This is a genomic window from Saccharothrix sp. NRRL B-16348, assembly GCF_001280085.1.
GTDB lineage: Bacteria > Actinomycetota > Actinomycetes > Mycobacteriales > Pseudonocardiaceae > Actinosynnema.
Genome location: NZ_LGED01000002.1, coordinates 1 through 26,183, shown reverse-complemented (window position 1 = coordinate 26,183; position 26,183 = coordinate 1). Strand labels below are relative to the sequence as shown.

The 26,183-nt window shown below is 71.2% G+C and carries 22 protein-coding genes; 9 read left to right on the top strand and 13 right to left on the bottom strand.

The annotated features are described in order from the left end of the window. The first annotated feature begins 685 nt into the window (after positions 1–685). Together ADK67_RS02475 and ADK67_RS02470 are read left to right on the top strand one after the other, a co-directional pair. Entirely contained in the window at positions 686–3,325 is a 2,640-nt protein-coding gene (locus tag ADK67_RS02475; protein WP_197289235.1) for a ricin-type beta-trefoil lectin domain protein, read from the top strand. A gap of 253 nt (positions 3,326–3,578) precedes the next feature. Continuing rightward, positions 3,579–5,444, top strand: a complete 1,866-nt coding sequence (locus ADK67_RS02470; RefSeq protein ID WP_053714723.1) for a hypothetical protein — start codon at positions 3,579–3,581, stop codon at positions 5,442–5,444. 9 nt (positions 5,445–5,453) lie between these two features. Here the strand turns inward: ADK67_RS02470 and argS are convergent, their stop codons facing one another. The 8 genes from argS to ADK67_RS02430 form a co-directional block, all read right to left on the bottom strand. Then, positions 5,454–7,226 (bottom strand): arginine--tRNA ligase, encoded by a 1,773-nt coding sequence (argS, locus tag ADK67_RS02465; RefSeq protein WP_231647978.1) that lies wholly within the window; start codon positions 7,224–7,226, stop codon positions 5,454–5,456. Between the two features lie 130 nt (positions 7,227–7,356). Beyond that, positions 7,357–8,460, bottom strand: a complete 1,104-nt coding sequence (locus ADK67_RS02460) for a family 2 encapsulin nanocompartment cargo protein terpene cyclase (RefSeq protein WP_053714722.1) — start codon at positions 8,458–8,460, stop codon at positions 7,357–7,359. Next, on the bottom strand, positions 8,453–9,316 hold the full coding sequence (locus ADK67_RS02455) for a geranyl diphosphate 2-C-methyltransferase (protein ID WP_053714721.1): 864 nt from the start codon (positions 9,314–9,316) through the stop codon (positions 8,453–8,455). Before ADK67_RS02455 ends, ADK67_RS02460 begins: the two co-directional genes overlap by 8 nt. A 228-nt stretch (positions 9,317–9,544) precedes the next feature. Then, positions 9,545–10,582 carry a medium chain dehydrogenase/reductase family protein gene (locus ADK67_RS02450; protein WP_053714720.1) on the bottom strand — a complete coding sequence of 346 codons (1,038 nt, stop codon included), beginning with the start codon at positions 10,580–10,582 and terminating at the stop codon, positions 9,545–9,547. 107 nt (positions 10,583–10,689) lie between these two features. Continuing rightward, on the bottom strand, positions 10,690–11,739 hold the full coding sequence (locus tag ADK67_RS02445) for an ABC transporter ATP-binding protein (RefSeq protein WP_053714719.1): 1,050 nt from the start codon (positions 11,737–11,739) through the stop codon (positions 10,690–10,692). After that, entirely contained in the window at positions 11,736–12,542 is an 807-nt protein-coding gene (gene modB / locus ADK67_RS02440; protein WP_053714718.1) for a molybdate ABC transporter permease subunit, read from the bottom strand. Before modB ends, ADK67_RS02445 begins: the two co-directional genes overlap by 4 nt. Then, positions 12,539–13,279: a molybdate ABC transporter substrate-binding protein gene (gene modA, locus ADK67_RS02435; RefSeq protein WP_053714717.1), complete on the bottom strand. Its 741-nt coding sequence runs from the start codon at positions 13,277–13,279 to the stop codon at positions 12,539–12,541. The genes modB and modA overlap by 4 nt, the downstream gene beginning before the upstream one ends. Next, on the bottom strand, positions 13,279–13,677 hold the full coding sequence (locus tag ADK67_RS02430; RefSeq protein WP_053714716.1) for a TOBE domain-containing protein: 399 nt from the start codon (positions 13,675–13,677) through the stop codon (positions 13,279–13,281). Before ADK67_RS02430 ends, modA begins: the two co-directional genes overlap by 1 nt. A gap of 99 nt (positions 13,678–13,776) precedes the next feature. Here ADK67_RS02430 and ADK67_RS02425 point away from each other — a divergent pair, with 99 nt between their 5' ends. Together ADK67_RS02425 and ADK67_RS02420 are read left to right on the top strand one after the other, a co-directional pair. Beyond that, the gene (locus ADK67_RS02425; protein WP_053714715.1) at positions 13,777–14,268 is read left to right on the top strand and encodes a DUF4383 domain-containing protein; all 492 of its coding nucleotides are present in this window, start codon (positions 13,777–13,779) and stop codon (positions 14,266–14,268) included. A 100-nt stretch (positions 14,269–14,368) separates the two neighbouring features. Further along, on the top strand, positions 14,369–14,590 hold the full coding sequence (locus ADK67_RS02420; RefSeq protein WP_053714714.1) for a hypothetical protein: 222 nt from the start codon (positions 14,369–14,371) through the stop codon (positions 14,588–14,590). Here the strand turns inward: ADK67_RS02420 and ADK67_RS02415 are convergent. The 4 genes from ADK67_RS02415 to ADK67_RS02400 form a co-directional block, all read right to left on the bottom strand. Further along, positions 14,587–15,498, bottom strand: a complete 912-nt coding sequence (locus tag ADK67_RS02415) for an NAD-dependent epimerase/dehydratase family protein (protein ID WP_053714713.1) — start codon at positions 15,496–15,498, stop codon at positions 14,587–14,589. The two genes, ADK67_RS02420 and ADK67_RS02415, sit on opposite strands and share 4 nt — an antisense overlap. A gap of 21 nt (positions 15,499–15,519) precedes the next feature. Continuing rightward, positions 15,520–16,341 (bottom strand): tyrosinase family protein, encoded by an 822-nt coding sequence (locus tag ADK67_RS02410; protein WP_053714712.1) that lies wholly within the window; start codon positions 16,339–16,341, stop codon positions 15,520–15,522. Between the two features lie 34 nt (positions 16,342–16,375). Continuing rightward, positions 16,376–16,810 (bottom strand): tyrosinase family oxidase copper chaperone, encoded by a 435-nt coding sequence (locus tag ADK67_RS02405; protein WP_053714711.1) that lies wholly within the window; start codon positions 16,808–16,810, stop codon positions 16,376–16,378. A gap of 200 nt (positions 16,811–17,010) precedes the next feature. Beyond that, positions 17,011–18,183 carry a metallophosphoesterase gene (locus ADK67_RS02400; protein ID WP_053714710.1) on the bottom strand — a complete coding sequence of 391 codons (1,173 nt, stop codon included), beginning with the start codon at positions 18,181–18,183 and terminating at the stop codon, positions 17,011–17,013. Between the two features lie 106 nt (positions 18,184–18,289). Between ADK67_RS02400 and ADK67_RS02395 the strand changes: the two genes are divergently transcribed. Both ADK67_RS02395 and ADK67_RS02390 read left to right on the top strand, forming a co-directional pair. After that, a complete protein-coding gene (locus ADK67_RS02395) occupies positions 18,290–18,484 on the top strand; it encodes a hypothetical protein (RefSeq protein WP_053714709.1) in 195 nt (64 codons plus the stop codon). Between the two features lie 149 nt (positions 18,485–18,633). Then, a complete protein-coding gene (locus tag ADK67_RS02390; protein ID WP_157619858.1) occupies positions 18,634–20,775 on the top strand; it encodes a putative bifunctional diguanylate cyclase/phosphodiesterase in 2,142 nt (713 codons plus the stop codon). Between the two features lie 183 nt (positions 20,776–20,958). On the opposite strand, the gene ADK67_RS02385 is transcribed toward ADK67_RS02390, so the two are convergent. After that, on the bottom strand, positions 20,959–21,615 hold the full coding sequence (locus tag ADK67_RS02385; protein WP_053714707.1) for a transcriptional regulator: 657 nt from the start codon (positions 21,613–21,615) through the stop codon (positions 20,959–20,961). Between the two features lie 279 nt (positions 21,616–21,894). On the opposite strand from ADK67_RS02385, the gene ADK67_RS02380 reads away from it, so the two are divergent. From ADK67_RS02380 to ADK67_RS02370, 3 genes are all read left to right on the top strand, one after another. After that, the gene (locus tag ADK67_RS02380) at positions 21,895–23,955 is read left to right on the top strand and encodes a diguanylate cyclase (protein ID WP_053714706.1); all 2,061 of its coding nucleotides are present in this window, start codon (positions 21,895–21,897) and stop codon (positions 23,953–23,955) included. A gap of 4 nt (positions 23,956–23,959) precedes the next feature. Further along, complete coding sequence (locus tag ADK67_RS02375; RefSeq protein WP_053714705.1) at positions 23,960–24,418, top strand: pyridoxamine 5'-phosphate oxidase family protein; 459 nt, start codon at positions 23,960–23,962, stop codon at positions 24,416–24,418. A gap of 227 nt (positions 24,419–24,645) precedes the next feature. Further along, positions 24,646–26,130 (top strand): glycosyl hydrolase family 28-related protein, encoded by a 1,485-nt coding sequence (locus ADK67_RS02370; protein ID WP_053714704.1) that lies wholly within the window; start codon positions 24,646–24,648, stop codon positions 26,128–26,130. Positions 26,131–26,183: the final 53 nt, after the last annotated feature.

The following is a 26,183-nucleotide window of genomic DNA, read 5'->3' as shown; positions in this document are numbered from 1 at the left end:
ATTCGGTCCCCTCGGCGCAAGGCCATTCGCGCGCGACCGCGAGTCGACACCGGGCGGCTCATCCGCCGGCAGCCGACGAAACATTTTCGACCCGCTGGCAGGCAGGCCGCCGAGCGCTAAAATAAGCCCGCTTATCCTTGACGTCGAGTGACCCTGCTGCTCTCATAGACTACCGAGCCGGGTGCCCGCATCCTGCCTGCACCACGGCAAATAGCGGTGCCCGCACATCACGTCGTTCGACACGCGTGCGGGTCGAGCGGTCAGATAAGTAGCACACATCCTCAGAGGTTCGCCTGCCCGGTCCGACCGGCAGGTGCCGCGTAGGTGCCACAGCGAAGTGGAGTGCTCATGAGGGGCTGGATCCGCGCGATCGGCAGTAGCGCGCCGCCTGGATCGCGAAGTGCGCGTGGCGCCTGTCGCCGGTGCCTTCGCCCTGGCGAGCGCCGCGGACGGTCGCACCGCGAATCGCCCTGACGCGCCCGCTCGACCGTGACAACCGCGACGGCCGCGCTCCGGGTCTCGCGCGCCGCGGTCATCAAGGCGTTCCCCGCCTTCCCGTTGACGCACAAAGCACGCCACCACAGCGTGCGCGGCGAACATGCCCATGCGGAAACCAAGCGAAAGGTAGAAGAAGGTGAGACCAGCCACCACCGCCGCGAGAGTATTGGTGACCCTTGCGGTGTTCGTGTCCGCTGCGCTGCTGCCGGCCGTCGCAGACCCCACCCGGGCCTCGGCCGCCACCCAGGCGACGTACTACGTGGCGCCCGACGGCAACGACGCCAACGCCGGGACCATCACGGCGCCGTTCAAGACCGTGCAGCGCGCACGGGACGTCGTTCGCACGGTGAACGCGAACATGACCGGCGACATCTACGTATACCTTCGCGGCGGGAACCACCCCGTGAGCAGCACCATCGAATTCACGCCGAGCGACTCGGGCACGAACGGTTTCCGGGTCGTGTACGCCGCGTACCAGAACGAGACACCGGTGCTGGACGGTGGCGTCCAGGTGACCGGCTGGACCCAGCACAGCGGCAACATCTGGAAGGCCCCGCTCAACCGCGACAACAAGCTGCGGGCGCTCTACGTCAACGACAAGCGGGCGTTGATGGCGTCCAAGACGATCAGCTCGCAGGGGTGCTACGGCACGTACAACATCACTGCCGGGCAGGCGCCGTGGGCGTGGGAGTCGGGCTCGCAGTGCGACGGTGCCAGGTACAACATGGGCGACCTGCCCGCGATCGCCCGCAACCACGACGACGTCGAGATCGAGACCGGGACGACCTGGACGACCGCCATCGTGGGAGTCCGGCAGATCACCACGAGCTCTGACGGCGCGAGCCGGGTGGCGCTGTTCCAGCAGCCGGGCGCGGCCATCGCCCAAGGCGCGTTCAACGGCAACGCCCAGATCGGCGGCAGCCACAAGTTCATGAACGCCTACGAGTTCCTGGACGCGCCGGGCGAGTTCTACTTCGACAAGGCCGCCAAGACCGTCTACTACTACAAGGCCAACTCGGAGAACATGACGACCGCCTCGGTCTTCGCGCCGAACAACGTGTCGTCCCTCCTGCGGGTCGCCGGCACGTCCACGACCAGCCACGTGCGGAACATCTCGTTCGTCGGCCTCACGGTCCAGCACTCCGACTGGAACCTGTTCACCGTCGCGGGCTCCGTGCTGAAGCAGGCGCAGCAGGGCAACCTGGGCAACACCGCGTACGCGCGGGGCAACTTCCACGTCTACTACTACCGCAACGTCGACGTCACGCCCGGCGTGATCCACATCCAGAACGCCGACGGGATAGTCCTGCAGCGCAACCGGGTCCAGCACACCGGCGCCGACGGGATCAACATGGTCAACGACGTGCAGAACACGCAGTTGACGGGGAACGTCACCAACGACATCGCCGGCTCGGCCATCACCGTGGGCCATCCCCAGCACGTCTACATCGGGGACCACACGGCGACCAACCGCGAGAAGTACTCGGCCCAGGTCGAAGGGCTGCCCAAGAACATCGAGATCAAGAACAACTACCTCTACGACAGCGCGGTGTTGTTCAACGGGCACAGCCCCATCTCCGCCTACTTCGCCGACACCCTCACGATCCAGCGCAACCGGATCGAGAAGAGCCCGTGGTCGGGCATCACGCTCGGCTGGGGCTGGTGGAACTTCGACGGGTCGTCCGGCTCGATCGTCCCCAACCGGCCGACCACCACGGCGAAGAACAACACCATCAGCCACAACCACATCATCGACACGGTGCAGCGCCTCAGCGACACGGCACCCATCTACACGCTGGGCAGCCAGCCGGGAACCACGATCACCAACAACTACCTGCAAGGCGTCCCGTCCGGCCACAAGTACGGACTCCACCCGGACGAGGGCTCGGCGTTCATCACCTTCCGCGACAACGTCCTGAGCGTGGACCCGAACATCACCTGGCTCATCAACTCCGACGACTTCGGCCGCAAGCACGACCTGAGCATCACGCAGACGTACGGGCCGATCAACAAGGTCTCCAACAAGAACCTGCCGAACAGCACCATCCAGGACATCCTCGCCTACCCCGACTACGTCTGGCCGGCGGCGGCCTACGGTGTCGCGGTGAACTCCGGGCTGGAGGACGCGTACCGGGACATCATCCCGCAGGGCAACCTCTCCGCGCCGGACTACGTCCTGCCGGCGAGCACGTTCCTCGCGGCCGGGGCTACGTCGATCCCCATCCGCAGCATCGGCGACGCGACCAAGTCGGTCTGGTTGGCACCCCCGGGCACGACCAACTTCGTCGCCGGCCCGACGATGACCAGGGCGACCGGCACCGCGACGACCATCGGCGTGCCGACCTCGTCCGGTGAGTACCGGCTGTACGTCGTGGACGCGCAGGGGAACCGGTCGGCCGAGTCGAAGTCGCTCGTCCGGCGGACGGGTGGCGCCCAGCAGAGCGCCATGATCGTGGGCGGCCAGTCCGGCCGGTGCGTCGACATCAGCGGCGCGTCCGCGACGAACGGCGCCCAGGCCCAGCTGTGGGACTGCCACGGCGGCACCAACCAGCGCTTCACCCACACCGCGGGCAAGCAGCTGCAGGTGTTCGGCAACAAGTGCCTGGACGCCTCCAACCGGGGCACCACCAACGGCACCGCGGTCGTGATCTGGGACTGCAACAGCCAGACCAACCAGCAGTGGAACATCAACGCCAACGGCACCATCTCCGGCGTGCAGTCCGGGTTGTGCCTGGACGCCAACGGCGCCGGCACGGCGAACGGCACCAGGCTCATCCTGTGGACCTGCGGCACCGGCGCCAACCAGCAGTGGAGCCAACGCGCCTGAACCGGCCGCGGCACCCTGCGGAAGCAGCCCTCGGTCGAGCATCCCTCTCACAGCAGGGGTGCTCGACCAAGGGCGTCGCCGGCGCGAACCTGGTGACCGACTGCGCGTCCTGAGACCCGGCCTACATGGCGGCGGACGTGACTGGGTGCGAGTCGTTCCGGCAGGTCCGGCGCGATTCCCCGTCCTCCAGCACGACGTAGCCGCTCCCTCGAATTGCGGAGTCCGCACCGCACGGTCGGGCTATCTTGCCCTTGTGTCGTCGCCGTACGCGCATGCGGATCACGGATCGATCATCGGTCAGGCGGGTCGGGACCTCTACCTGCAGATCGGTGAGCGGACCGCGAGCCCGCTCGACCGGGCCGTCGAGGACCTGGCCGGGGCGGTGCGGCGGCAGTGGTTGCGCGAGGCCGAGGCGCGGTCGCTGCTCGTGCCCGGTGCGGTCCGGATCCGGTGGTCGGTACCCGGTGACCTCTCGTTGGCGGACTTCTGGCGCACGGTCGCGTCGAAGCAACTGGTGGTGGTCGGCGACGCGGCGTCCGGCAAGACGTCCGCCGCGCTGCTGCTCACCCTGGACCTGCTGGCCCGGCGCCGACCGGCCGATCCGGTGCCCGTGCTGCTGCCGATCTCGTCGTGGAACCCGGCGGAGGACCTGCACCGGTGGGCCGCCCGGCGGTTGGCCGAGGACTACCCGGCGCTGACCGACCGCCGTGCCTACGGTCCGGACGCCCCGCTCCGCCTCGTCCTCCAACCCCGGATCGTGCTCGTGCTGGACGGCCTCGACGAACTGCCGCTGGACCTGCGGCGGGCGGCGGTCACGGCGCTGAACTTCGCGGCGGCCGGCGACTACCCGCTGATCGTCACGTGCCGCCGCGCCGACTACGAGCAGATGCGGTCGGCCAACCTGCCGCTCCTGGGCCGCGCGGCGGTGGTGGCGGCCCGACCGGTGGACGCCGAGTCGGCCGCCCAGTTCCTCACCGAGCTGCCCGACCGCCGTTGGGACGCGGTGGCGCACCACCTGCGCGCTCACCCGCACGGTCGCCTGGCGGAGGTGCTGTCCAGCCCGTTGATGCTCCAACTCGCGCGCGAGCTCTACCGCGACCCGTGGCGGCACCCCGGCGAACTGCTCGCGATGGCGGACCGCGCCGACCGGGCGCAGGTCGAGTCCCACCTGCTCGGCCTGGTCCTCCCGAACGCCTACCGCACCAGGCCCCGGCCCCCGGAAACGGTGCGCGCGATCCGCCGGGAACCGCGCTACGCCCCGGCGAAGGCATCCCGGTGGCTGGCGTTCCTGGCCCGCTCCACCACGCCGGACCTGGCCTGGTGGACGGTGAAGAGCGCGGTCCCGGGTTACGTGTTCGGCCTGCTGGCCGGCCTCCTCACGGCGGTGGTCGCCGCCGCGAGCTGGTTCGGCGCGACCCTGCTGGATTCACCCGAGCTGGTGCAGCGGCAGCCGTGGATGATCGTCGGCGACTCCGCGTTGTTCGCCTTGATCAGCGGTGCGGCGGCGGCCAAGCTCCTCGCGTCCGCGCCTCGCCAGCCGCTCTACCCGAGCCGACTGGCCCTGGGCAAGGCGTGGGCGGCTCCGCTTCGCTGGGCCGCCGCGATCGCGCGACTGGTCGTCGGCGTCGGCGCTTTCACCGTGGTGGTCGGCGCCCTCGGTCTGGTCGCCGTCCACCAGCCCTGGCTCCTGCTGTTCGTCCTCCTGTTCGGCTCGGCGGTGCCCACAGTCCTCCGCGCGCACGTCCGCTGGTTCGACCGCTTCACCCGCGCCCCGCTCGGCGGCTGGGACGCGTCGAGCCCACGCATGACGTTGCGCCGCAGCCGGAACGCCGCCTACCTCGTCTTCGCGTCCTTCGTGCTCTGCTACACCGCGCTGGCGTTCACGTCCCCGCTGATCCTGCCGTGGGGCGTCGTCTTCGGCACGCTGTTCGCCCTCAACAACGCCTGGGGCGCCTACCAGTTGGCACGCTTCTGGCTGGCACTGCGAGGCAGGCTGCCGTGGCGCGTGATGCGCTTCCTGGACGACGCCCACCGCCGCGAACTGCTGGCCAGAGCGGGCGCCGTGCACCAGTTCCGCCACGACCGGCTGCGCACCACGTTCAGCGCGAACGCGTCGTGATCACGCGGGCTACATCCGTTGCGGGGCCGTGATTCCCAGCAGGTCGAGGCCGTGGCCGAGGGTTCGGGCGGTCAGGCGGCACAGGGCCAGTCGGTTGCCGCGCACGGGCTCGTCGGCCTTCAGGACGGGGCACGCTTCGTAGAAGCTGGTGAAGGCGCGGGCCAGGTCGTAGAGGTAGCCGCAGAGCCGGTGGGGCTCCAGGGTGGCGGCCACCTCGGTGACGACGGCGCCGTAGGCGTCGAGCGCCAAGCCCAGTTCCCGTTCGGCGGACTGCGGCGGCACGGTGGTGTCGACCGTCGCGTCCGGATCGCCGGCGTTGCGCAGGATCGAGCTGATCCGGGCGTGGGCGTACTGGAGGTAGACCCCGGTGTTGCCGGTGAACGACACCATGCGGTCCACGTCGAAGGAGTAGTCCTTCACCCGTGAGGTCGACAGGTCGGCGTACTTGACCGCGGCGATGCCCGCCGACTCGGCGATCCGGTCGAGTTCGGCCGCGTCGAGGCCGGGATTCTTCTCCGCGACGATCGCCCGCGCCCGCGACACCGCGTCGTCGAGCAGGTCCATCAGCCGGACCGTGCCACCCGCCCGCGTCTTGAACGGCGTGCCGTCCGGGCCGAGGATCGTGCCGTAGGCGGCGTGCTCGGCGGTGACGCTGTCGGTGAGCCAGCCGGCACGTCGGGCCGCCTCGAAGACCAGCTGGAAGTGCAGCGCCTGCCGCGAGTCGGTGACGTAGATCAGCCGACCGGCCTTCAGCTCGCGCAGCCGGTAGCGGATGGTGGCCAGGTCGGTGGTGTCGTAGCCGTACCCGCCGTCGCGCTTGCGGACCATCAGGGTGACCGGCTTGCCCTCCGGCCCGGACACCTCGCGCGAGTAGAAGACCAGCGCCCCCTCGCTCTCCACCGCCAGCCCCGCGTCGACCAACTCCTCGACGGTCTCGCCCAGCATCGGGTTGTAGAACGACTCCCCGACCGAGTCCTCGGGCGTGAGCAGCACGTTCAACCGGTCGTAGATCGCGCGGAACGACCGCTCGGACTCGGCGACGATGTCCTGCCAGACCGCGACCGTCTCCGGGTCACCGGCCTGCAGTGCGACGACCCGCGAGCGGGACCGGTCGGCGAACTCCGGGTCGGCGTCGAACTTCGCCCGCGCCGACCGGTACAAGCCATCCAACGCCGACACCGCCGAGGTGCCCTCGCCCAGCTCGTCCTGGTGCCACGCGGCGTCCGGGTGCTCGTCGAGGTACTGGATCAGCATCCCGAACTGCGTCCCGAAGTCGCCCAGGTGGTTCTGCCGCAGCACCTCCGCGCCGAGGAAACCCACCACGCGCGCGAGGCTGTCGCCGATGATCGTCGTGCGCAGGTGCCCGACGTGCATCTCCTTGGCGATGTTGGGCGCGGAGTAGTCGACCACCACCCGGTGACCCGACTCGGACGCGCCCACGCCGAGGCGCGCGTCCGCCAAGCGTGCCGCGACCTGCTCCCAGACCGCGCTGTCGGCCACGGTGACGTTGAGGAAACCCGGCCCGGACCGCTCCACCGAGGCGATCACCGCGTCGCCGTCGACGTCGAGCCCGGCCACGATGTCCGCGGCCAAATCGCCCGGCCGGACACCGACGCGCTTGGCCAGCGCCAGGGGAGCGTTGCACTGGAAGTCGGCGCGGTCGGATCGTCGCACCACCGGGTCCGCACCCGCCAGGTCCTCGCGGACCCGGCCGATCGCCTCCGACATCGTCGCGGCGATCCGCTCCAGCAGCGACGGCACCTCCTGGTGGTGGACACTCACCTGACACAGCCTCCTTCGTCGGAAGGCGATTGTTCCAGGCCCCACCCGCACCGGCCGCCCAGGGCCGCTCCCCGGGCGATCTCCCCGTCACACCAAGCGGATCGCCGCCGCGGTCGGTGAAGCCCCGGCGTCAGGTCCGGTAGCGCGGGTTGGTGGCGTGCCACTCGAACCCGCCGCCCATCCACGCCCGCACGCCGCGCAGGAACCGCTGCAGCTCCGGTGACGGCAGGAGCTGGAGCTCCCGGTGGCCCGCCTCGAAGTCGCGGACGAGCTTGTTGTGCAGCTCGACGGTGATCCCGGTGGCCTCCTCGATCGAGCAGTTCCGGTCGGCCACGATCTGCAGGACCATGTTGCAGACCGGCGACTCGTCGGCCGCGTCCTTGGCCACCGAGTGCAGGTCGTTGACCATCACCGAGGCGGTGCCCGCCTGCATGAGCAGGCGGCGGACGCGCGGGTCGTAGTACACGTTCGCGGGCAGCTCGTAGCCGCCGACCGCGTCGACCAGGGTCATCGACGTGTAGAAGCTGTCGTGCTGCCGGGCCGCGAGGTACTCCCACGCGGGCGGGTACTTGCCCGTGTGCCGCCACGCCGCGTACGCGTTCCAGCTGACGAACATCGCGAACGTGGCGTAGCAGGCGCGTTGGACCTGCGACGGCGTGCCCTGCCTGGCGAGGTGGTCGACACCCGACTTCAACGCGACCAGCACGGGGTCGCCGCGCAGCGCTTCGTCCAGCTCGGCGGAGAACTCGCCGGCCGGCGCCACCGGGTCCATGGCCGCCATCACGAGCGCGAGCCGTGGCGGCAGCTCCACCGGCACGGCGCCCATCCCGCTGTCGTCGGCGTAGAGGTCGTCGGCCGCCCACCAGGCGGCGTTGAGCCGTGCCGCGATCAGCAGACGCTCGGGGTCGTCGGTGTCGGGGTGGGTGAGCATGGCCAGCCGCCCGAAGCCCGCCTTGCGCAGCGGCTCGAGGTCGGCCTCCGCGAACCCGCAGTCCTCGGCCCAGGCGACGAGCCGGTCGTCGACCACCGCGCCGAGCGGCTCGTTGACCCGTTCCACCACGGGGACGTAGAGGGGCGGCGCCGTCCCGTCGCCCCACGGCCTCTCCGCGTACGCCGGGTCCTGACCGAAGAGCGTGGCGAGGCGGGCCGCGGAGGTGCCCAGCCCGGACGGTCCGGTGAGCACGGCCGCCGCCGCCACCGCGCCGTCGGCCACCGCGTTCGCCTGCTCAGACACGGTCGGCCGCGATGAGGAGGTAGTGGAAGCTGCCTTCGCGGTACGCGGTGAGGAAGGCCTCCTCGATACCGGTCGCCACCGAGGACTTCTCGCGCAACTCCCAATAGGGGATCGTCGCCGCGGTCAGGTCGATCACGTTGATGGGCACGAAATCGTTGGCCGCCAGGGCCTTGAAGTACTCGCTGCGCGGGTGGATGTTGCAGATGTAGTGCTGGTCGATCTGGCTCACCGCCCGCGACCGGCCGCCGGTGACGTCGTTGTAGCACCCGGTGATGGTGACGTAGCGACCGCCCGGCGCGAGTTGGCGCGCGTGTTCGGCGAACAGTTCGAACAGGTCCACGTACATGGTGCTCTCGTTGTTCCAGATGCCTTTCATCGAACCCGTTTCGAAGCGGGTGTCGAGCATGTTGCGCAGGTGGTACCGCACCTTGTCGGCGACACCCCGTTTGCGCGCCTGCGCATTGGCGAACTCGACCTGCTTCTCCGAGATGGAGATGCCGTCGACGCGGCAGCCGAAGCGATCGTGGGCCATGATGCTGGTGCCGCCACGGCCGCAGCCCGCGTCGAGCAGCCGGTCGTCGGGGCCGATGTCGCCCAGGTTGTCGAGCAGCACGTCGGCCTGCGCGGTCTCGAGCCGGTGCATCTCGGCGATCACGGCCTCGTCGCGCCGCTCGGCGGGCACCTCCAGCACGGCGGGGTCGTAGTCGCCGATGCCGTAGTGGTGGTGGTAGAGGCCGTCGACCTCGCCCAGGCGCAGGTTCACCGGGTTCTGCTCATTGTTCCAGTACGTGGCGATCGAGCGCTGGTAATCGGTGCGCAGCACCGGCCGGCCCTCGGTGTCCTGGAATGTCGCCATTGAATTAGCTCCCCACGTCGTTTTCGCGACCCGCGCCCATTTTGGCCTTCGACGAAACTAACACCACGTTCCGCGTGGGCGCAGTCACCCAGTTGAGTGGCATGGCGACGAGCGGTAAGCGATTCGACCCCTGGGCGAAATTATCTCTTTGCGGCAACCTTTCACCCGCACCGGTGAGGTAATGGACACTCCTGGTAGGTGTTGCGGCGCCCGAATACCCCTTCCGGGTCACGGGACGAGGACCACCTTGCCGGTGACCGTGCCGGACTCGGCCAGGCGCACGGCGTCGGCGACCCGCTCCAGCGGCACGCGCGCGGCCACCTGGGGGCGCAGCGAACCGTCGGCGAGCAACGCCAGCACGGAGCCCAGGTCGCGGGTCAGCCGGGCGCGGAACCTCGCGGCGTTCCGCTTGCCCGCCCAGATGTTGAAGAACGTCGCGGTGCGCCCGTTGGGCAGCGCGTTCCACCACAGCAGGCGGACGAAGAGCTTGAGCACCGGCAGGCGTGACGAGCCTTGCCGGTCGCGGGTGGACGCGGTGCCGTAGGCGACGAGGGCCCCGCGCGGCGCGAGCAACCGGTACGAGTCGACGATGCGGGGGCCGCCGACGTGGTCGAACACCGCGTCCACGCCGTCCGGCGCGAGCGCGCGGACCTTGGCGGGCAGGTCGGTGTCGCGGTAGTCGAGCGGCGTGGCGCCCAGTGCGCGGACGGCGTCGTGGTGGCGCGGCGACGCGGTGCCGATGACCCGCGCGCCGGCCAGGCGGGCCAGTTGCACCAGGGTCGAGCCGACGCCGCCGTTCGCACCGTGCACCAGCACGGTCTGGCCCGCGGCCACCTTCGCGATGCCGTGCAGCATCTGCCACGCGGTGAGGCCGTTGACCACGAACGTCTCCGCCTCGACCGGGTCGACGCCGTCCGGCACCGGCACCAGGTCGGCCGCGTCCACCAGCGCGTGGCTGGTCCAGCCGCCGATCTTGGTCAGCGCCGCGAACCGCCTGCCGACCAGCGTCGCGTCCACCCCGGGTCCCACCTCGGCGACCGTGCCGACCAGGTCGTAACCGGGCACGAACGGGAACGCGGGCTGGTCGTAGTACTTGGCCCGGCGCATCTGCTGCTCGGCGAAGGACACCCCGGACGCCTCGACCCGGACGAGCGCCTGGCCCCGCGTCGGCACGGGCCGCTCACGGCGGCGCAGCTCCAGGCCGTCGGGCTCGACCGCGCCCGGCAGCACGACTTCCAGGACCTGCTCGGCGTACTGCTCGCTCATCGCTTCCTCCAGTGTGTGAGTGGTCAGTCACTCATGGATGAGTCAACGCCGTACGCGTGGTTGTGTCAAGCAGGATCGAGATAAGAGTGGTTGGTCACTCACACTTGCTACGACGGGTACGCGTGCGCCTCGGTGGCCTTGACGGCGGCCCACAGCTCGTCACCGGGCTGGAGCCGGAGGTCGGCGACGGTCGCGGTGGTGACGTCGGCCAGCACGGGCGGCACGCCGTCCAGTCGCACGCGCGTGGTGTGCGCGTGCTGCTCGATCCCCGCCACGGTGACGCGCCACGCGTTGCGCGGGCTGCCGGCCGGGCGGTCGGGGTGCAGGCTGACCGCATTCGGCGGGAACACCACGTGCACCGGCCCCGTCGCCGGCGTCGCCACGGTGAGCGTGCCGCCGGCGTCCAACGACACGGTCGTGCCGTGCGCCGTGCCGCGGTACAGGTTGAGGCCGACGAGGTCGGCGACGTAGTCCGTGCGCGGTCGGCGGGCGACCTCGGTCGGCGTGCCCTGCTGCACGACCTCGCCGTGCTCCAGCACCACGAGCCGGTCGGCCAGCACCACCGCGTCCAACGGGTCGTGCGTGACGAGCAGCGTGTGGCCGGGGTAGTCGCGCAGGTGCCTGCCGAGCTCGGCGCGCACGTGCAGTCGGGTCGCGGCGTCCAGCGCGGCCAGCGGCTCGTCCAGCAGCAGCAGGTCCGGGCCGGTCGCGAGGGCACGGGCCAGCGCGACGCGTTGCGCCTGCCCGCCGGACAACGTGCGCGGCTTCGCCTTCGCGTGGTCGGCCAACCCGACGCGGTCCAGCCACCGCGCCGCCTCCGCCCGTGCCGCCGCACGTCCCGCGCCACGCGCGCGCAACCCGAACGCGACGTTCTCCACCGCGGACAGGTGCGCGAACAGCAGGTAGTCCTGGAACACGACGCCGATCGGACGCCGTTCGGCGGGGCGGAACACGTCCGGCGGCACGTCCCACGCCTGCCCGCCGAGCCGGATGTGCCCGCCGGTCAGCGGCAGCAGCCCCGCCAGGGCGCGCAGCGCGGTGCTCTTGCCCGCGCCGTTCGGCCCGAGCAGGGCGACCACCTCACCCGGCTCCACCACCAGTTCCGCGTCGAGCCGGAACGCGCCGCGGGTGACCTTCAGGTCGGCGTGCAACGTCATGACGGCCCGCTGATCCACCGGTCGCGCAGGGCGGCCAGCACGCCGACGGACACCAGCAGCAGCACCACGCTCAGCACGATCGCCGCGTCCGGCTCGGTCTCCAGGGCCAGGTACACGGCCAGCGGCATGGTGGTCGTCTCGCCCGGGAAGTTGCCCGCGAACGTGATGGTGGCCCCGAACTCGCCCAACGCCCGCGCCCAGCACAGCACCGTGCCCGCGACCACACCCGGCAGGATCGACGGCAGCGTGACCCGCCGGAACGCCAGCCAGCGCGACGCGCCCAGCGTCGCGGCGGCCTCCTCGTAACGAGGGTCGGCCGCGCGCAACGCGCCCTCCACCGAGATCACCAGGAACGGCATCGCCACGAACGCCTCCGCCAGCACCACACCCGCGGTGGTGAACGGCAGCGAGACGCCGAACCACGCGTCGAGGTACTGGCCGACGAGCCCGCGCCTGCCGAGCACGAACAGCAACGCCACGCCGCCCACCACCGGCGGCAGCACCAGCGGCACCGTCACCAACGCCCGCAGCACGCCCCGCCCCGGCACGTCGCCGCGCGCCAGCAGCCACGCCAGCGGCACGCCCAGCACCAGGCACACCACCGTCGCCAGGCTCGCGCACACCAACGACAGCCGCAGCGCCTCGCCGACCGACGGGCTGAGCAGCCGTGCCGGCAACGTGCCCCACGGCGCGCGGACCAGCAGGCCAACCAACGGCACGAGCAGGAACGCGAGCCCGACCACGGCGGGCAGCACCAACGCCACCGGGAGCCTGCCCCCGGTCCGGCGGCGGGTCGTCCTCACGGCGCGTCGAACCCGGCCTCGGCGAGCACCGCCCGACCCCGGTCGGACCGCACGTGGTCCACGAACGCCCGCGCACGGGCCGCGTCACGCGCCTTCGCCAACGGCGCGATCGGGTAGTGGTTGACCGTCCGGTCGGCCTCCGGGAAGCCGATGCCCACGACCTCGCCGCCCGCCGCCCGCACGTCCGTCCGGTACACCAGGGCGGCGTCCACCTCGCCGAGCCGCACCTTGGTCAGCACCGCTTTCACGTCCTGCTCCACGGTGTCCGGCCGCGCCGTCACCCCGGCGGCCTCGAACGCCCGCTTCGCCGCCGCGCCGCACGGCACCTGCTCCGCGCACAACGCGATCTTGGCGTCGGCGTCCGCGAAGTCCGCGAGCCCGGTGATCCCCGCCGGGTTGCCCGCGGGCACCGCGATCTCCAGCCGGTTGGCCGCGAACGTGACGGGCTCGGCGGCCGTGCCGCCCGCGTCGACCACCTGGGCCATGTTGGCCGGCGCGGCCGAGGCGAACACGTCCGCCGGCGCGCCCTGCCCGATCTGCTGGGCCAGCGCCGAGCTGCCGCCGAAGTTGAACACGACGTCCACGCCGGGGTTGGCCGCCTCGAAGTCCGCGCCCAGCCTGGTGAACGTCTCGGTCAACGACGCCGCCGCGAACACCGTGAGCCGGCCGTCCCCGCCGGTTCCCGACGTGCCGCAACCGGTCACCACCAGCAGCGCCGCCAGCGCGAGCGCACGCATCACGCCTCCGGGATCTCGACCACGACGTGCGTGGACTTGATCGACGCGATCGCCACGGCGCCCACCTCCAAGCCCAGCTCGTCGGCCGAGTCGCGGCTCATCAGCGACACCACCCGGAACGGCCCGGCCTGCAGCTCGACCTGCGCCATGACCCCGTCCTTGACCACGCGCGTGACGATCCCGCGCATCCGGTTGCGCGCCGACGCGGCCACCGTCACCCCCGGCTCCGGCGCCTCGGCCAGGCGTTGGGCGAACTCGGCCAGCTCACGGCCGTCGACACCCTTGCGGCCGCTGTCCAGCTGCACCTCGGCCAAGCGGCCCTGGTCGATCCACCGGCGCACGGTGTCGTCGCTCACCCCGAGCAGGGCGGCGGCGTCGCTGATCCGCAGATTCGGCACATCCGGCAGTGTAACTCCGCACCTGCGGAGAGTTGTGATCCTCGTTTCACCGCCCACCCGCCGGGTACGCCAGGCCAAGCCGTTGATCGGAGGACCGCCATGACGAGCCCGACCGACCGCGTCGGCGTCCGCCGCCGTCCCGTCCAGGCACTCGCGCTGCTCGTCGGAGCGGTGTTCCTGCTGGTGGGAGTGCTGGGGTTCGTGCCGGGCGCGACGGCCGCCCTCGACGGCCTCCGCTTCGCCGGGCCGCACTCCGAGGCGATGCTGTTCGGCCTGTTCCAGGTCTCGGTGCTGCACAACGCGCTGCACCTGCTGTTCGGCGTCGCCGGGATCCTGGCGGGGGCCTCGTGGGGCGCGGCACGCCTGTTCCTGGTCGTGGGCGGGTTCCTCTACCTGCTGCTGTGGGTCTACGGGTCGGTGGTGCACTCGATCGGCCACGACAGCGGCGCGGCGAACTTCGCCCCGTTCAGCCCGGCCGACAACCTGCTGCACCTCGGGCTCGGAGCCGGCATGATCATCTTGGCCGTGTCCGCCACGGTCATCGAACGCGCCCAAGGCCGGTACCCCGGCCGCGAACAACGCGGTGCGTGACCGCCCGGCTGAACGCCGCGCGGAACGCGTCGCGTAAGTTCACCCAGGGAGGCGCTTGACTGGGAGGGCGTAGATGGCGAGTTCCGGAGGACGACGGCGTTTGGGGCGAGTCGACCCGTTCTGCCTGTTCATGGTCCTGCCGCTGGTGCTGATCGCGGGCATCCTGATCTGGGGTGGCCTGCCCTGGGTCGGCATCGTCGTCATCGTCTGCGGTGCCATCGTGGTGCTCATCGACTCGTGGACCAACCGCCCGCTCCCGTTCGACGTGCCCGAGGACGACTACGACTACGACCCGCCGGAACCGCGCCGCCGCGCGTACTAGTCCCGGGGGAACGTCTCGGCCACGGCGTCGACCACCGACCGCGGTCCGCTCGGCGTGACGAACAGCTCACGCAGCAGCAGGGCGCCGGCGTGCGCCGGGTCGATCCCGGACTGCCTGCCCGTCAGCCGGTGCACCAGCCCGGTCACCCGCAGCGCCACCCGCACCACCGCGCCCGGCAGGCGGCGCACCTCGCGCGGATGACCCGCGGCGGTCGCGATCCGGCCGATCATGTCCGGCCACGTCAGGTTCTCGGCCGCCACGGGGATGTCCTCACCGGACGCCCGCTCCAGCGCGTCGACCGCGACCTCGGCCACGTGCGCGGCCGTGGTGGCGGCGCTGCCACCGGGCGGCGCGAGCAGCGGAGACCGCGACCGGACCCACTTGTCCAGCGGGCCGGACCAGTTCGGCAGCCGGTCACCGGCCCGGCCGAACACGAACGGCAGCTCCAGCACCGCCACCGGCAGATCCGGCCCGGCCGCCGCACGGCCCTGCCGCGCCTGCTCGACCCGGCTGCGGATGTACGGGTGGCGTTCGGTCAGCCGCCACTCGGGGTGCAGCCGGTGGAAGTGCGTGTAGTACGACCCGAGCACCACGGCCCGGCTCAGCCCCTCCTCGCGCGCGGCGGTGAGCAGGCGCACGACCGGCGCGACGTTGCCCCGGTGGAACACCGGGTACGCGGGCCCGCGCGGCACCTCCCGGTCGTCCGCGCCCGCCGCGAACACCACGCCGTCGTGGCCCGCGAGCAACGCCCGGAACTCCGGCTCGGCGGCCGTGGTCGCGTCGAGGGTGTGGTCGACGCCGTCCCGCGCGGTCCGCGCCACGGACGTCACCCCGTGCCCCCGTGCCCGCAACCGCCCGACGACGTGCTGCCCGACCAACCCGCTCGCACCCACCACCAGAACCTTCACGGGCCGATCATGCCCGCCCGGTCACGCGTAGGTGTAACCGGCGCGGTGGTCCAGCGTCGAGGCCACCGTGGCGCCGAACGGCTCCAGCACCTCTTCGACGTCCACGACGTTCGCGACGCCGCCACCCGGCAGGTACTGGGCCGTGCCGAAGCCCCAGCGGGTCTGCCAGCGGGACCAGAGCCGGTCGATGTTGCAGTGGTGCAGGAAGAACACCGGGTCGTTCGGCGAGTCGACCTGCGCCATGTGCCCGCCGACCCACACGTGGACGCGGTTGTGCAGGTTCGGCGTCAAGCCGCCCTCCAGGCGGTTGCGCATGCCGCTGCCCGAGGAGGAGCCCCACGGCGACACGTCGTAGGTCGACACGCCCATCACGGTGTCGACGTCGGAGGTCGTGGGCAGCGAGCCGCGCAGCGTCATCGCCCGCCGCAGCGACGTCGAGGTCGTGGCGCTCACGTTGATCCGCCACCTCGTCGACCCGGCGAACGGGCCGCTGAGGACGGCGCCGTTGCCGCCGGAGCCGTTGCCGCCCATGAAGTCGGAGGTGAACGGCGCGCCGGTCGTGGAGCGGTTGGCCGTCCAGTTCCAGTAGGGCAGGTTGACCGCCGGGTTGACCGCCTTGAGGCCGTTCTCCAGCTCCAGCAGGAACTTCCGGTGCCACGGCAGGAACGACGACGACATGTGCGCGTAGTTGTGGCTGTTGACGGCGTTGAAGTAGGTCATGTGGGTGCGCACGAACCAGTCGTAGTTGCGGCCGCTGGTCTGCGCCTTCAGCGCCTTCACGGCGGCGACGAAGTCGGACTTCTCGGTGGCCGTCAGCGCGGCCACGCTCTTGCGGGTGCCCATGGGCTCGTTCCTCTCGCGGGCGGTCGATCGCCGATCACGGGTGCGGGTGGTCGGCGTCGTGGGTCAGCTCCTGGTCGCCGAGCTGGTCCACGGCGAGCTTCGCCAGCTTCTTGAGGCCGTCCCGGTTGTTCCCCTCGTCCAGCGGGACGGGGTCGAAGTGGTTGAGCGTGCTGAGCACCGCGGTGTAGGTCGCGGTCGAGTCGGGCGCCACGGGCAGCTCGACCTGCATGACCCCGAGCTTCTTGCCGTTGATGTGGACCTTGTGCTTGCCCTTGTCCTTGTCGTGCTCGCCCTTGATCTTCTTGCCCTTGTAGGTCTCCTCGAAGTCACGGGGATCGGCGGCGGCGACCCGGCCCGGTCCGGCCGTGGCGCCGGAGGAGGCGAGGCTGGCGAAGCCCGCCGCGGTGGCGACGAGCACGGCGGCTGTCGCGCCGTGCCGGAACACGTCTCGACGGGAGATGTCGTTCATGGGAGTCCTCCGGCGGCGTCGGGTGGTTCGAGGTCCCCCGACGGCGTCGTGACTGCGACCACGACGACCATCCCTCATTGCTGAGCGTGCGACTGCGTCCCGGCCGCGGACAACGGCACTAACCCATTCGTGTGAGACGTACACCTGTGTGGGTAGGGTCGAAATGCCCAAGGTGCACGTCTCCGCGCACGGACGGTGGATCAGGCGGCGCGCAGCGTGAGCAAGGAGATCTCGCTCGGCGCGAAGACGCGCAGCGGCGGCCCCCAGAACCCCGCGCCCCGGCTGGTGTAGAGCCGGGTGCGCTCACCGTGGCGGCTCAACCCCGCCAGCACCGGCTGCTGCAGCCGCACCAGCAGGTGGAACGGCCAGATCTGGCCGCCGTGGGTGTGCCCGGACAGCTGCAGGTCGACGCCCGCCGCGACCGCCTTGGGGATCTCGCTGGGCTGGTGGGCCAGCAGCACCACCGCGTCGTCGGCGCGCGTGCCCGCGAGGGCGGCGTCGAGGTCCGCGCCGTGCCCGGCCTCGCCCGAGTACGCGCCGGTGACGTCGTCCACGCCCGCGAACACCAAGCGCGCGTCACCGCGTTCCAGCACCCGGTGCTGGTTGTGCAGGCTCGTCCAGCCCAGCTCGGTCATGTGGTCCAGCCACGCCTGGGCGTTGCTGCCGTATTCGTGGTTGCCCGACACGTAGAACAGGTGCCGCGCGCGGACGTCGCCCAGCGCGGCGGCCTGGCCGCGGCGTTGCGCCACCGTGCCGTCCGCGATGTCGCCGACGTGCACGACGACGTCCGGGTCGAGCGCGTTGACCGCCGCGACCGTGCCGACGGACCACTTCGTGCGGTCGATCGCGCCGTAGTGGGTGTCCGCGAGCACGGCGATGGTGAGCCCGTCGAACGCCTTGTCCAGCCGGGGGAGCACCACGTCGGTCCGCTTCACCCGCGGCACCCGGCGTGCCTCGCGGATGCCGTACCCGACCAGCGCGAGGCCGACGACGAGCAGGGTGATCGCGACGAACCGCGCCCGGAACGGGTTCTCCACGCCCACCACGGCCAGCACGAGCCGCAGCACGTGCGTGATCACGGTCCACGCGAAGAAGACCCACGCGACGCCCAGCATCAGGTGCGCGACCCGGGACGCCCGGTCGGAGTGCCGGCGGCCGTGCGCGCGGACCAGCAGCAGCGGGAACGCGACCGACGTGACGACGAAGAACGCCGTGCCGACGACCTGCACCGGCCACGGCCATCGCGCACCGGGTGCGAGCAATCCCGTCCAGGGCAGCCAGAACAGCAGCGCGGTCAGCGTCAGCAGCACCGCCGTGAAGGTGACGCGCCGCCGCGCGGACGGGCGGGGCGGCGCGGTCGTCGTGCTCGACATCGGATCTCCTCGGCGGCTTTACGAACCAGCGGGCTCTTATCGACGTTAGCCCGCCGTGCGGCCGGTGTCCAAGTTTGGCGTAGGGGTGCGCGGAAACCCTCGTCGCATGGCTGACGAGCACGAACGCGAGAGCCACTCGCCCGAGGACTTCCGGGTCGAGACGCCGGAGGAGGACGAGCGGCTGGCCGCCTCCCAGCGCAGGATCGACGAGGCCAAGGTCGTCGCCGCCGACCTCGCCGAGACCACGCCCGACCCGCTGCCCGAGAGCGAGCCGCCGCGGGAGTCCACCCCCGGATCGTGACCCGCACTCGGTTTCCGCCCGCGTTTCGGCCGGTCCACAGTGGACTCACCCGAATGGCGGTTGCGTACCCGGAACATCGGTATGGATAGTGCGTTCTCCCCGCGAGGGGGCGTTCAATCGATCACCGCTTGACTTGGGGGTAACGGGGCGTGGCACGTCCAACGCGCGCCGTGGTGGACCAACTGCCCGCGTCACCCGACCAGACCGGGTTGCGACGGATCCGGCGACTGACCGAGGTGTACGCCTACCTCAGCGTCACGGTGTTCACCCTGCAATTGCTCTTCGTCGGCACGGGGCACGAGCGGTTGGTGCCCATCCTGCTCGTGCCGGTCATGCTCGCGGCCTGGCGACTGTGGCCGGACCGGGCCGGCTGGGCTGTCGCCTTGATGGAAGGCGTGATCGTCCACGGCGCGGTCTTCGTACTCCCGAACCCGGCACCCGTGATCAACTTCCTGTTCGCGGTGACGATGCGACGCGCGCTGTTCGGCAGCCGGGAGCGGTTCCCGGTCAAGGTGGTGCCCGCGATGCTGGGATACGTGTCCGGCTTCGTGGCGTGGATCTCGTTCAAGCCGGTCGAGGTGACGGGTCCGCTCATCGCGTCCGTTGTGATGCCATTGATGGGCTTGGCGGTCGCTGCCCTGGCGCTGCACGAGACGGTGCGCTCGGTGCGGCTGATGGAGGACGCGCACCGCACTGTCGAGGCCGTGGTGCGGTCCAGTCCGATCGGGCTCGTGCTGCTCGACGTCTTTGGCGCGCCACGACTGCACAACGACCGCGCGCGTGAGCTGCTGGACTGGCGCGGAGGCGAGTCGGGGCGGGTGCCGTGCCCGCACGGTCCGGACATCACCCACTGCGAGCGCGGCTGCCGTGCGGGCGACGACCCGGTGGAGGTCCACGTGACCCGCGCGGACGGCACGACCGGTGTCCTCGCCGTGCAGGCGGTGCCGGTCGAGCACGTCTCCGAACGGCACACCCTGGTCACCGCGCTGGACGTGAGCAAGCGCCGTGAGCTGGAGGACGCGTTGCGCACCCGTGCCGAGCGCGACGAGCTGACCGGGCTCGCCGGGCGCACGCACTTCCTGCACCTGGTGGACGAGGCGCTGCGGTCCGGCGAGGCGGTGGGCCTGCTGGTGATCGACCTCGACGGGTTCAAGGAGGTCAACGACGCCGAGGGGCACGAGGCGGGTGACTGGTACCTGGTGTCGGCGGCCGAGCGGATCGGCCGGGCCGTCGGGCCCGTGGCCACCGCCGCGCGGCTCGGTGGCGACGAGTTCGCCGTGCTCGCGCCCGGCCACGACGTGCGCGACGCGGCCCGGCTGGCGACCCGCGTCCTGTCGGAGCTGGCGCGGCCGTTGACCGGCTTGGGGCACGACACGGTGATCCGGGCCAGCGTCGGCATCGCGGTGTCGTCACCGGGCGTCGGGACGGCGGACCTGCTGCGCGACGCGGACACCGCGATGTACGTGGCCAAGCGGGAGGGCGGCGGGCGGATCCGGCTGTTCCGACCGGAGATGGGCGAGCGGGTGCTGGCCCGGCAGCGCGACAAGGTCGACCTGCGCACGGCCGTGTCCGACGGGCAGCTGGTGCTGCACTACCAGCCGATCGTGGACCTGGCGACGTCGGAGGCGGCGGGCGCGGAGGCGTTGGTGCGGTGGCAGCGGCCGGGGCACGGGCTGCTCGCGCCCGGCGAGTTCATCGGGCTGGCGGAGGAGACCGGGCTGATCGTGCCGCTGGGCAACAAGGTGCTGGCCGGCGCGTGCGAGCAGGCGATGCGGTGGCGTGAGCAGGGACGGGCGCTCGGCGTGACGGTGAACGTGTCGACGCGGCAGCTGTCCGCGCCCGCGTTCCTGCCGTCGTTGGACCGGGTGCTGAAGACCACCGGCCTGCCGCCGGAGCGGTTGACGATCGAGGTGACCGAGTCGGTGTGGGCCGACGGCGCCGCGATGCGCGGGCTGATGGAGGTGCGTGAGACCGGCGTGCGGGTCGCGTTGGACGACTTCGGCACCGGCTACTCGTCGCTCAGCTACCTGCAGCGCTACCCGTTCGACGTGGTGAAGATCGACCGGTCGTTCACCAACGCCCTCGCCGAGACCGGCCGCACCGCCGGTGTCGTGCGCTGCATCATCGACCTGGCCGACGTGCTCGGCGCGCACACCGTGGCGGAGGGGATCGAGACGCAGGCCCAGGCCGACTGGTTGCGCGACGCCGGCTGCGCCTACGCCCAGGGCTATCTCTTCGGCCGCCCGGACCTGGCCGAGAACTGGGACGCCCAACCCTCCGTCCCCCACTGACCCGCGCGCGTGTCGAACCTCCAGGTCCCGCGTGTCGAACGCTCAAGCTCCGCGTGTCGAACGCTCAGGACCCCCGAGTTCGACGCTCAGGTCGCCCGGTTGAACCGCCAGGGGTACCTGAACGTAGAACTCGGTGGTCCTGACGGTTCGACACGCGGGTCCTGAGCGTTCGACACGCGCGCGTCAGGGGAGGTCGGCCAGGGTGTTCCAGAACATCAGTTCGTAGGCGTGGAGGAGGCGGGCGGCGGGCATCGCGTCCGCGACGGACCAGCCGGTGGCCAGGACGTCGTCCAAGGCGCGGAGGGACAGGGCGTCCAGGTCGGGGGAGGGTTGGGCGAAGAAGTCGAAGAAGGCGCAGCCCGCGTCGTCGAAACCGTAGTGCTCGCGCAGCGCGGCGGCGATCGTCGCGCAATAGCCGCCCCATTCCGCGAAGTTCGCCAGAATCGCGAGGAGCGCGTCGTGCGGATTGCCGTCCAACGCCAGCCTGGCCACGTACGACGGATATGCCTGACACCCCGGCAACGCCCGGTAGGCGGCCACGTCATCCGGGGTCAGGCCGCACGCGGCGGCGAAATCGGCCAGTTTGGCCAACGCCAGCCCTTCACCTCCGGCGACCGTCGCGAAGAACTCGCGCTGCGCCGGCAACGGGGACTGAGCGGCCAACGTGAGGAACGCTCGCCAATCGCTCTGCACGATCCGGTGCTCTTCGGCCGCCAACGCTTTCAACACGTCGAGCGACGCCTCGCCGGACGCGATCAACGGCACCAGCCGGTTCGTCCCGCCCTCGCCCTTCAGTTCCTCCCGCACCCGCTTCAGCAGGTCTTTCGCGTCCTTCGCCATCGTTCCCCCTCGTTCCGGCGCCGCCCGTCACCGCGACGGCGGCATGACCAATGGGCACTCTATAGAGCCTCGTGCCGGCACGGGGGCGGGCATGCACGTCGGTTCTGTGTATGAAGACTCGGCAACAGGGATTGACGTAGGCTGCCCTTTGCCGGTCTCATGGCCCCGCCTTGTCGAACGTCAGCGTTGCCTCAGTAGGGAGTGCCGGGATTGCGCGTCGCCGGAGAAACGTCGGTCGAAAGCCGCGAAATCCCGATCGGAAAACACCATCAGCTGTGGATGGTCTACCTGGCTTTCGGCCTGTTATCGGTCGGGGTCTACTACGCGCTGCCGATCTTCGTCGGCACGATTCCGCTCCGCGTGGTCGTCTACTGCGCGGTGAGCACGTCCGCCGCTCTCGCCGTGTGGTGGGGCGTGCGGCGGAATCGGCCGGAGCCCCGCGCGCCGTGGATCGTGCTCGGCCTGAGCCAGCTCGTCTACGCCCTGGCCGACACCACGTTCTACATCGCGCACTACGTGCTCAACGACCCCAGCTACCCGGCCGTCGCCGACGCCTTCTACCTGGGCCACTACCCGCTCGTCGTGGTCGGCCTGCTCATGCTGATCCGGCAGCGCCGCTCCCACCGCGACCTGCCCAGCCTCCTCGACGCGGTCTCGCTCACGGTCGTCGCGGGCCTGCTGTCGTGGGTCTTCGTGATCGGCCCGCAGACCCGCCTCGGCACGCCGCTGCTGGTCGAGATGGTGTCGCTGGCCTACCCGCTGATGGACCTGGTGCTGCTGCTGGTCTCGCTGCGGCTGCTGTTCGGCGGCGGACGGCGTGACGCGTCGTTCGTGCTGCTGGCCCTGTGGCTGGTCGCGATCCTCACCGCCGACACCGCGTACGTGTTGCAGCGCCTGGACCTCAGCTACACGGCGGGCAACTTCCTGGACGCGATCTGGCTGACCGGCAACCTGGCCCTCGGCGCGTGCGCGCTGCACCCGTCGATGGGCCGGATGGCGCAGGCCGTCGACGTGCCCGCGCTGCGGTTGAGCTGGCCGCGGCTGGCGATCCTGTCCGGCGGCGCGTTGATCGGACCGGCGTTGCTGCTCGTGCAGCACGCCCAGGGCGTGCGCCGGGACGTGCCGGTGATCGCGGCGGGCTGCGCGGTGCTGTTCGCGTTGACCGCGACCCGCCTCGCGGGCCTCGCCGTGGACCAGCGCAGGCTCGCCATCACCGACAGCCTCACCCGGCTGCGCAGCCGCCGCTACTTCGAGGCGCGCCTCGCCGACGACCTGGCCCGCGCGAAGCGCACCGGGTCGCCGCTCGGCGTGGTGATCCTCGACGTCGACCGGTTCAAGGCGATCAACGACCGGTTCGGGCACCCGGCGGGCGACCGGGTGCTGGTCGAGGTGGCGAACCGGCTGCGCGCGATCGCCGGGTCGGGCCGCGTGCTCGCCCGGTACGGCGGCGAGGAGTTCGCGCTGATCGCGACCGGTTCGGACGCCGAAAACCTGAGTCGCCTCGCGGAACGGTTGCGGCACGGCGTCTCCCACCATCCGATCGCCGTGAGCGGTCGTAGATCGGTGACGGTTACGCTCTCCGCCGGCACCGCCGCGTTCGCGCCGCACTACGGCACGGCGTCCGCGTTGGTGTCGGCGGCTGACCGCGCGCTGTACCTGGCCAAGGACCTCGGCCGGGACCGGGCGGTCGCCGGTGGCACATCGCTCACCGAACACCGGGAGGACGTCGCGGTGGACTACCTGAACCAGGTCGCGGACCTGGTCGACCTGCGCGTGGCGAGTCCCGGGCGCAGCCTGGCCATCGCCGAGTGGGCGCGCACCGTCGCCGACCACCTGAAGCGGGACCCGGCGGAGGTCCACAACGCACACCGCGCGGGACGGCTGCTGGACGTCGGCATGATCGTGCTGCCCGACGACCTGCTCACCGAGTCCGGCCCGCTCACCGACCAGCAGTGGCACCTGCTGCACGAACACCCCGACAGCGGCGCGCGCATGGTCGGCGTGCTGCCCGACCACGGCGAGGTGGCGGAGGTCATCCGCCAGCACCACGAGCGGTGGGACGGCGCCGGCTACCCGAACGGCCTGTCCCGCGACGGCATCCGGATCGAGGCGCGGATCCTGTCCGTGTGCGACGCGTGGGCGGCGATGCGCGCCGACCGGCCGCACCGGCGCGCGTTGACCCACGAGCAGGCCGTGCGCGAGCTGCGGTCCGGCCGCGGCGCCCGGTTCGACCCGGACCTGGTCGACGTGTTCCTGGCGTTGCTGGAGCAGGGCACGGTCGGCGACCTCACCGCCGGGCCGGGCTCGGCCGTGTCGCGTGAGGACAGCCGCCTATCCTGACGCCATGTCGCGCCGGGACCTGATCACGATGACGACGGACGAGGTGCGCGCGTTCCTGGAGGAGCAGCGCGTGGTCACGGTGGCCACGATCGGCCCGAACGGCAGGCCGCACCTCGTGCCGTTGTGGTTCGTGGTGGAGGACGGCGAACTGGTCGGCTGGACGTACCGGGCGTCGCAGAAGGTCGCGAACCTGCGCCGCCTGCCCGAGGCCACGCTGCAGTTGGAGGCGGGGGAGACCTACGACCAGCTGCGCGGTGTGACCATGGAGTGCGACGCGCGGCTGGTCGAGGAGCAGGCCGAGGTCGCGCGCGTCGGCGCGGCGGTGGCGGCGCGGTACTCCGGGCACAGTGGCCCGGAACTGGACGCGTTCGTGGCCGCGCAAGCGGTGAAACGGGTCGGGCTGCGGTTCGCGCCCACCTCCGTGGTCTCGTGGGACCACCGCAAGCTGAGCGGGTCCTACTGAAGGCCCTTCCAGGCCGCTGACAGACCCGCGCAAGCCAACGCAAGTTTCCGCAAAAGGCCCGCAAGCCGTCGATTCGGCGTGCCGTGATCGCGCTTAGTCGAGTTTTTGCGTGTTTCAGTAGACATCTTGCGGTCAGCTGATCGTCCTGCTTATGGTGTGCGCCACGCCACACCCTGTGACATCCCTGCCCGCAGCTCCGAGGTCCCGTCCAACGAAGGGCTGAACCCATGCGAGTCAACCCCACCCTCCGGCGTCCCCTGGCGCTCGGCGCGGCGGCGGTGGCCACGTCCCTGCTGACCGCGTTGACGATCGCCGCGGCGCCGGGAGAGGTCGCCGCCGAAGCCGCCGCGGCCGCCACGTCGCCGTTCGAGATCCCCGGCCGGGGCGCCGACGTGCCGTTCGTCGAGCACGAGGCCGAGACCGCCGCCACGAACGGCACGAAGATCGGCCCCGGCCGACGCCAGGGCACGCTGGAGGGCGAGGCGTCCGGCCGCCGCGCCGTGACGCTGATCGGTCAGGGCAAGTACGTCGAGTTCACCCTCACCGAGCCCGCCAACTCGATCGACCTCCGGTACAGCGTCCCGGACGGCAACGGCGGCGCGGGCATCACCGCGCCCCTGTCGCTCTACCTCGACGGCACGAAGACCGGCAGCCTCACGCTGACCTCGAAGTACGCCTGGCGCTACGGCGGCTACCCCTACGCCAACGACCCGAACCAGGGCAAGCCGCACCACCTCTACGACTCCACCCGCGCCCTGTTCGGCCGCACGCTCGCCGCGGGCTCGAAGGTCAAGCTCCAGGTCGACGCGGGCGACACCGCGCCGTCCTACACGATCGACCTGGCCGACTTCGAACTCGTCGCCCCCGCGGCCACCCGGCCCGCGAACTCGGTGTCCGTCACCGACCACGGCGCCACGCCGAACGATGGCACGAACGACAACGCCGCCTTCGACGCCGCGATCGCCGCCGCGAAGTCCTCCGGCCGCGAGGTGTGGATCCCCGCCGGGCGGTTCACCGTCACCAAGCACGTCACCGTCGACCAGGTCACCGTCCGCGGCGCGGGCCACTGGCACAGCGTGGTCACCGGCGACCGGGTCGGCTTCTACGGCCTCGGCGAGCCGTCCAGCTGCGGCCAGGGCGGCAACTCCGGCGTGAGCACCCGCGTCGGCCTGCACGACTTCGCGATCATCGGCGAGGTCACCAACCGGGTCGACTGCGACCAGACCAACGCCATCGGCGGCGCGTTGGGCGGGGGCTCGGTGATCTCGGGCATGTTCCTGCAGCACACCAAGGTCGGCCTGTGGCTCGACGGCCCGTTCTCCGGGCTCACCATCCGGCACAACAAGGTCGTGGACCAGCTCGCCGACGGCATGAACCTGCACCGCGGCATCAGCGACGTGCTGATCGAGCACAACCTGTTCCGCAACATCAGCGACGACGGCATCGCGTTCTGGTCGGAGCACCAGGCCGACCACGGCAACACGATCCGCCGCAACACGGTGGTCGTGCCGATGAAGGCCAACGGCATCGCGATCTACGGCGGGCGCGACAACGTCGCCACCGAGAACGTCGTGGCCGACACCCAGGACCAGGGCGGCGGCATCCACGTCGGCAACCGCTTCTCCTCGGTGCCCCTGTCCGGCACGACCACCCTGTCGAAGAACACGGGACTTGACCCTGGATGTTGGACACCAGACACACTTGGATGCTGACGATTCGGGTGGACAGGAGTCCCGTTCAGATGGTGATGAAGCATTACCCGCCG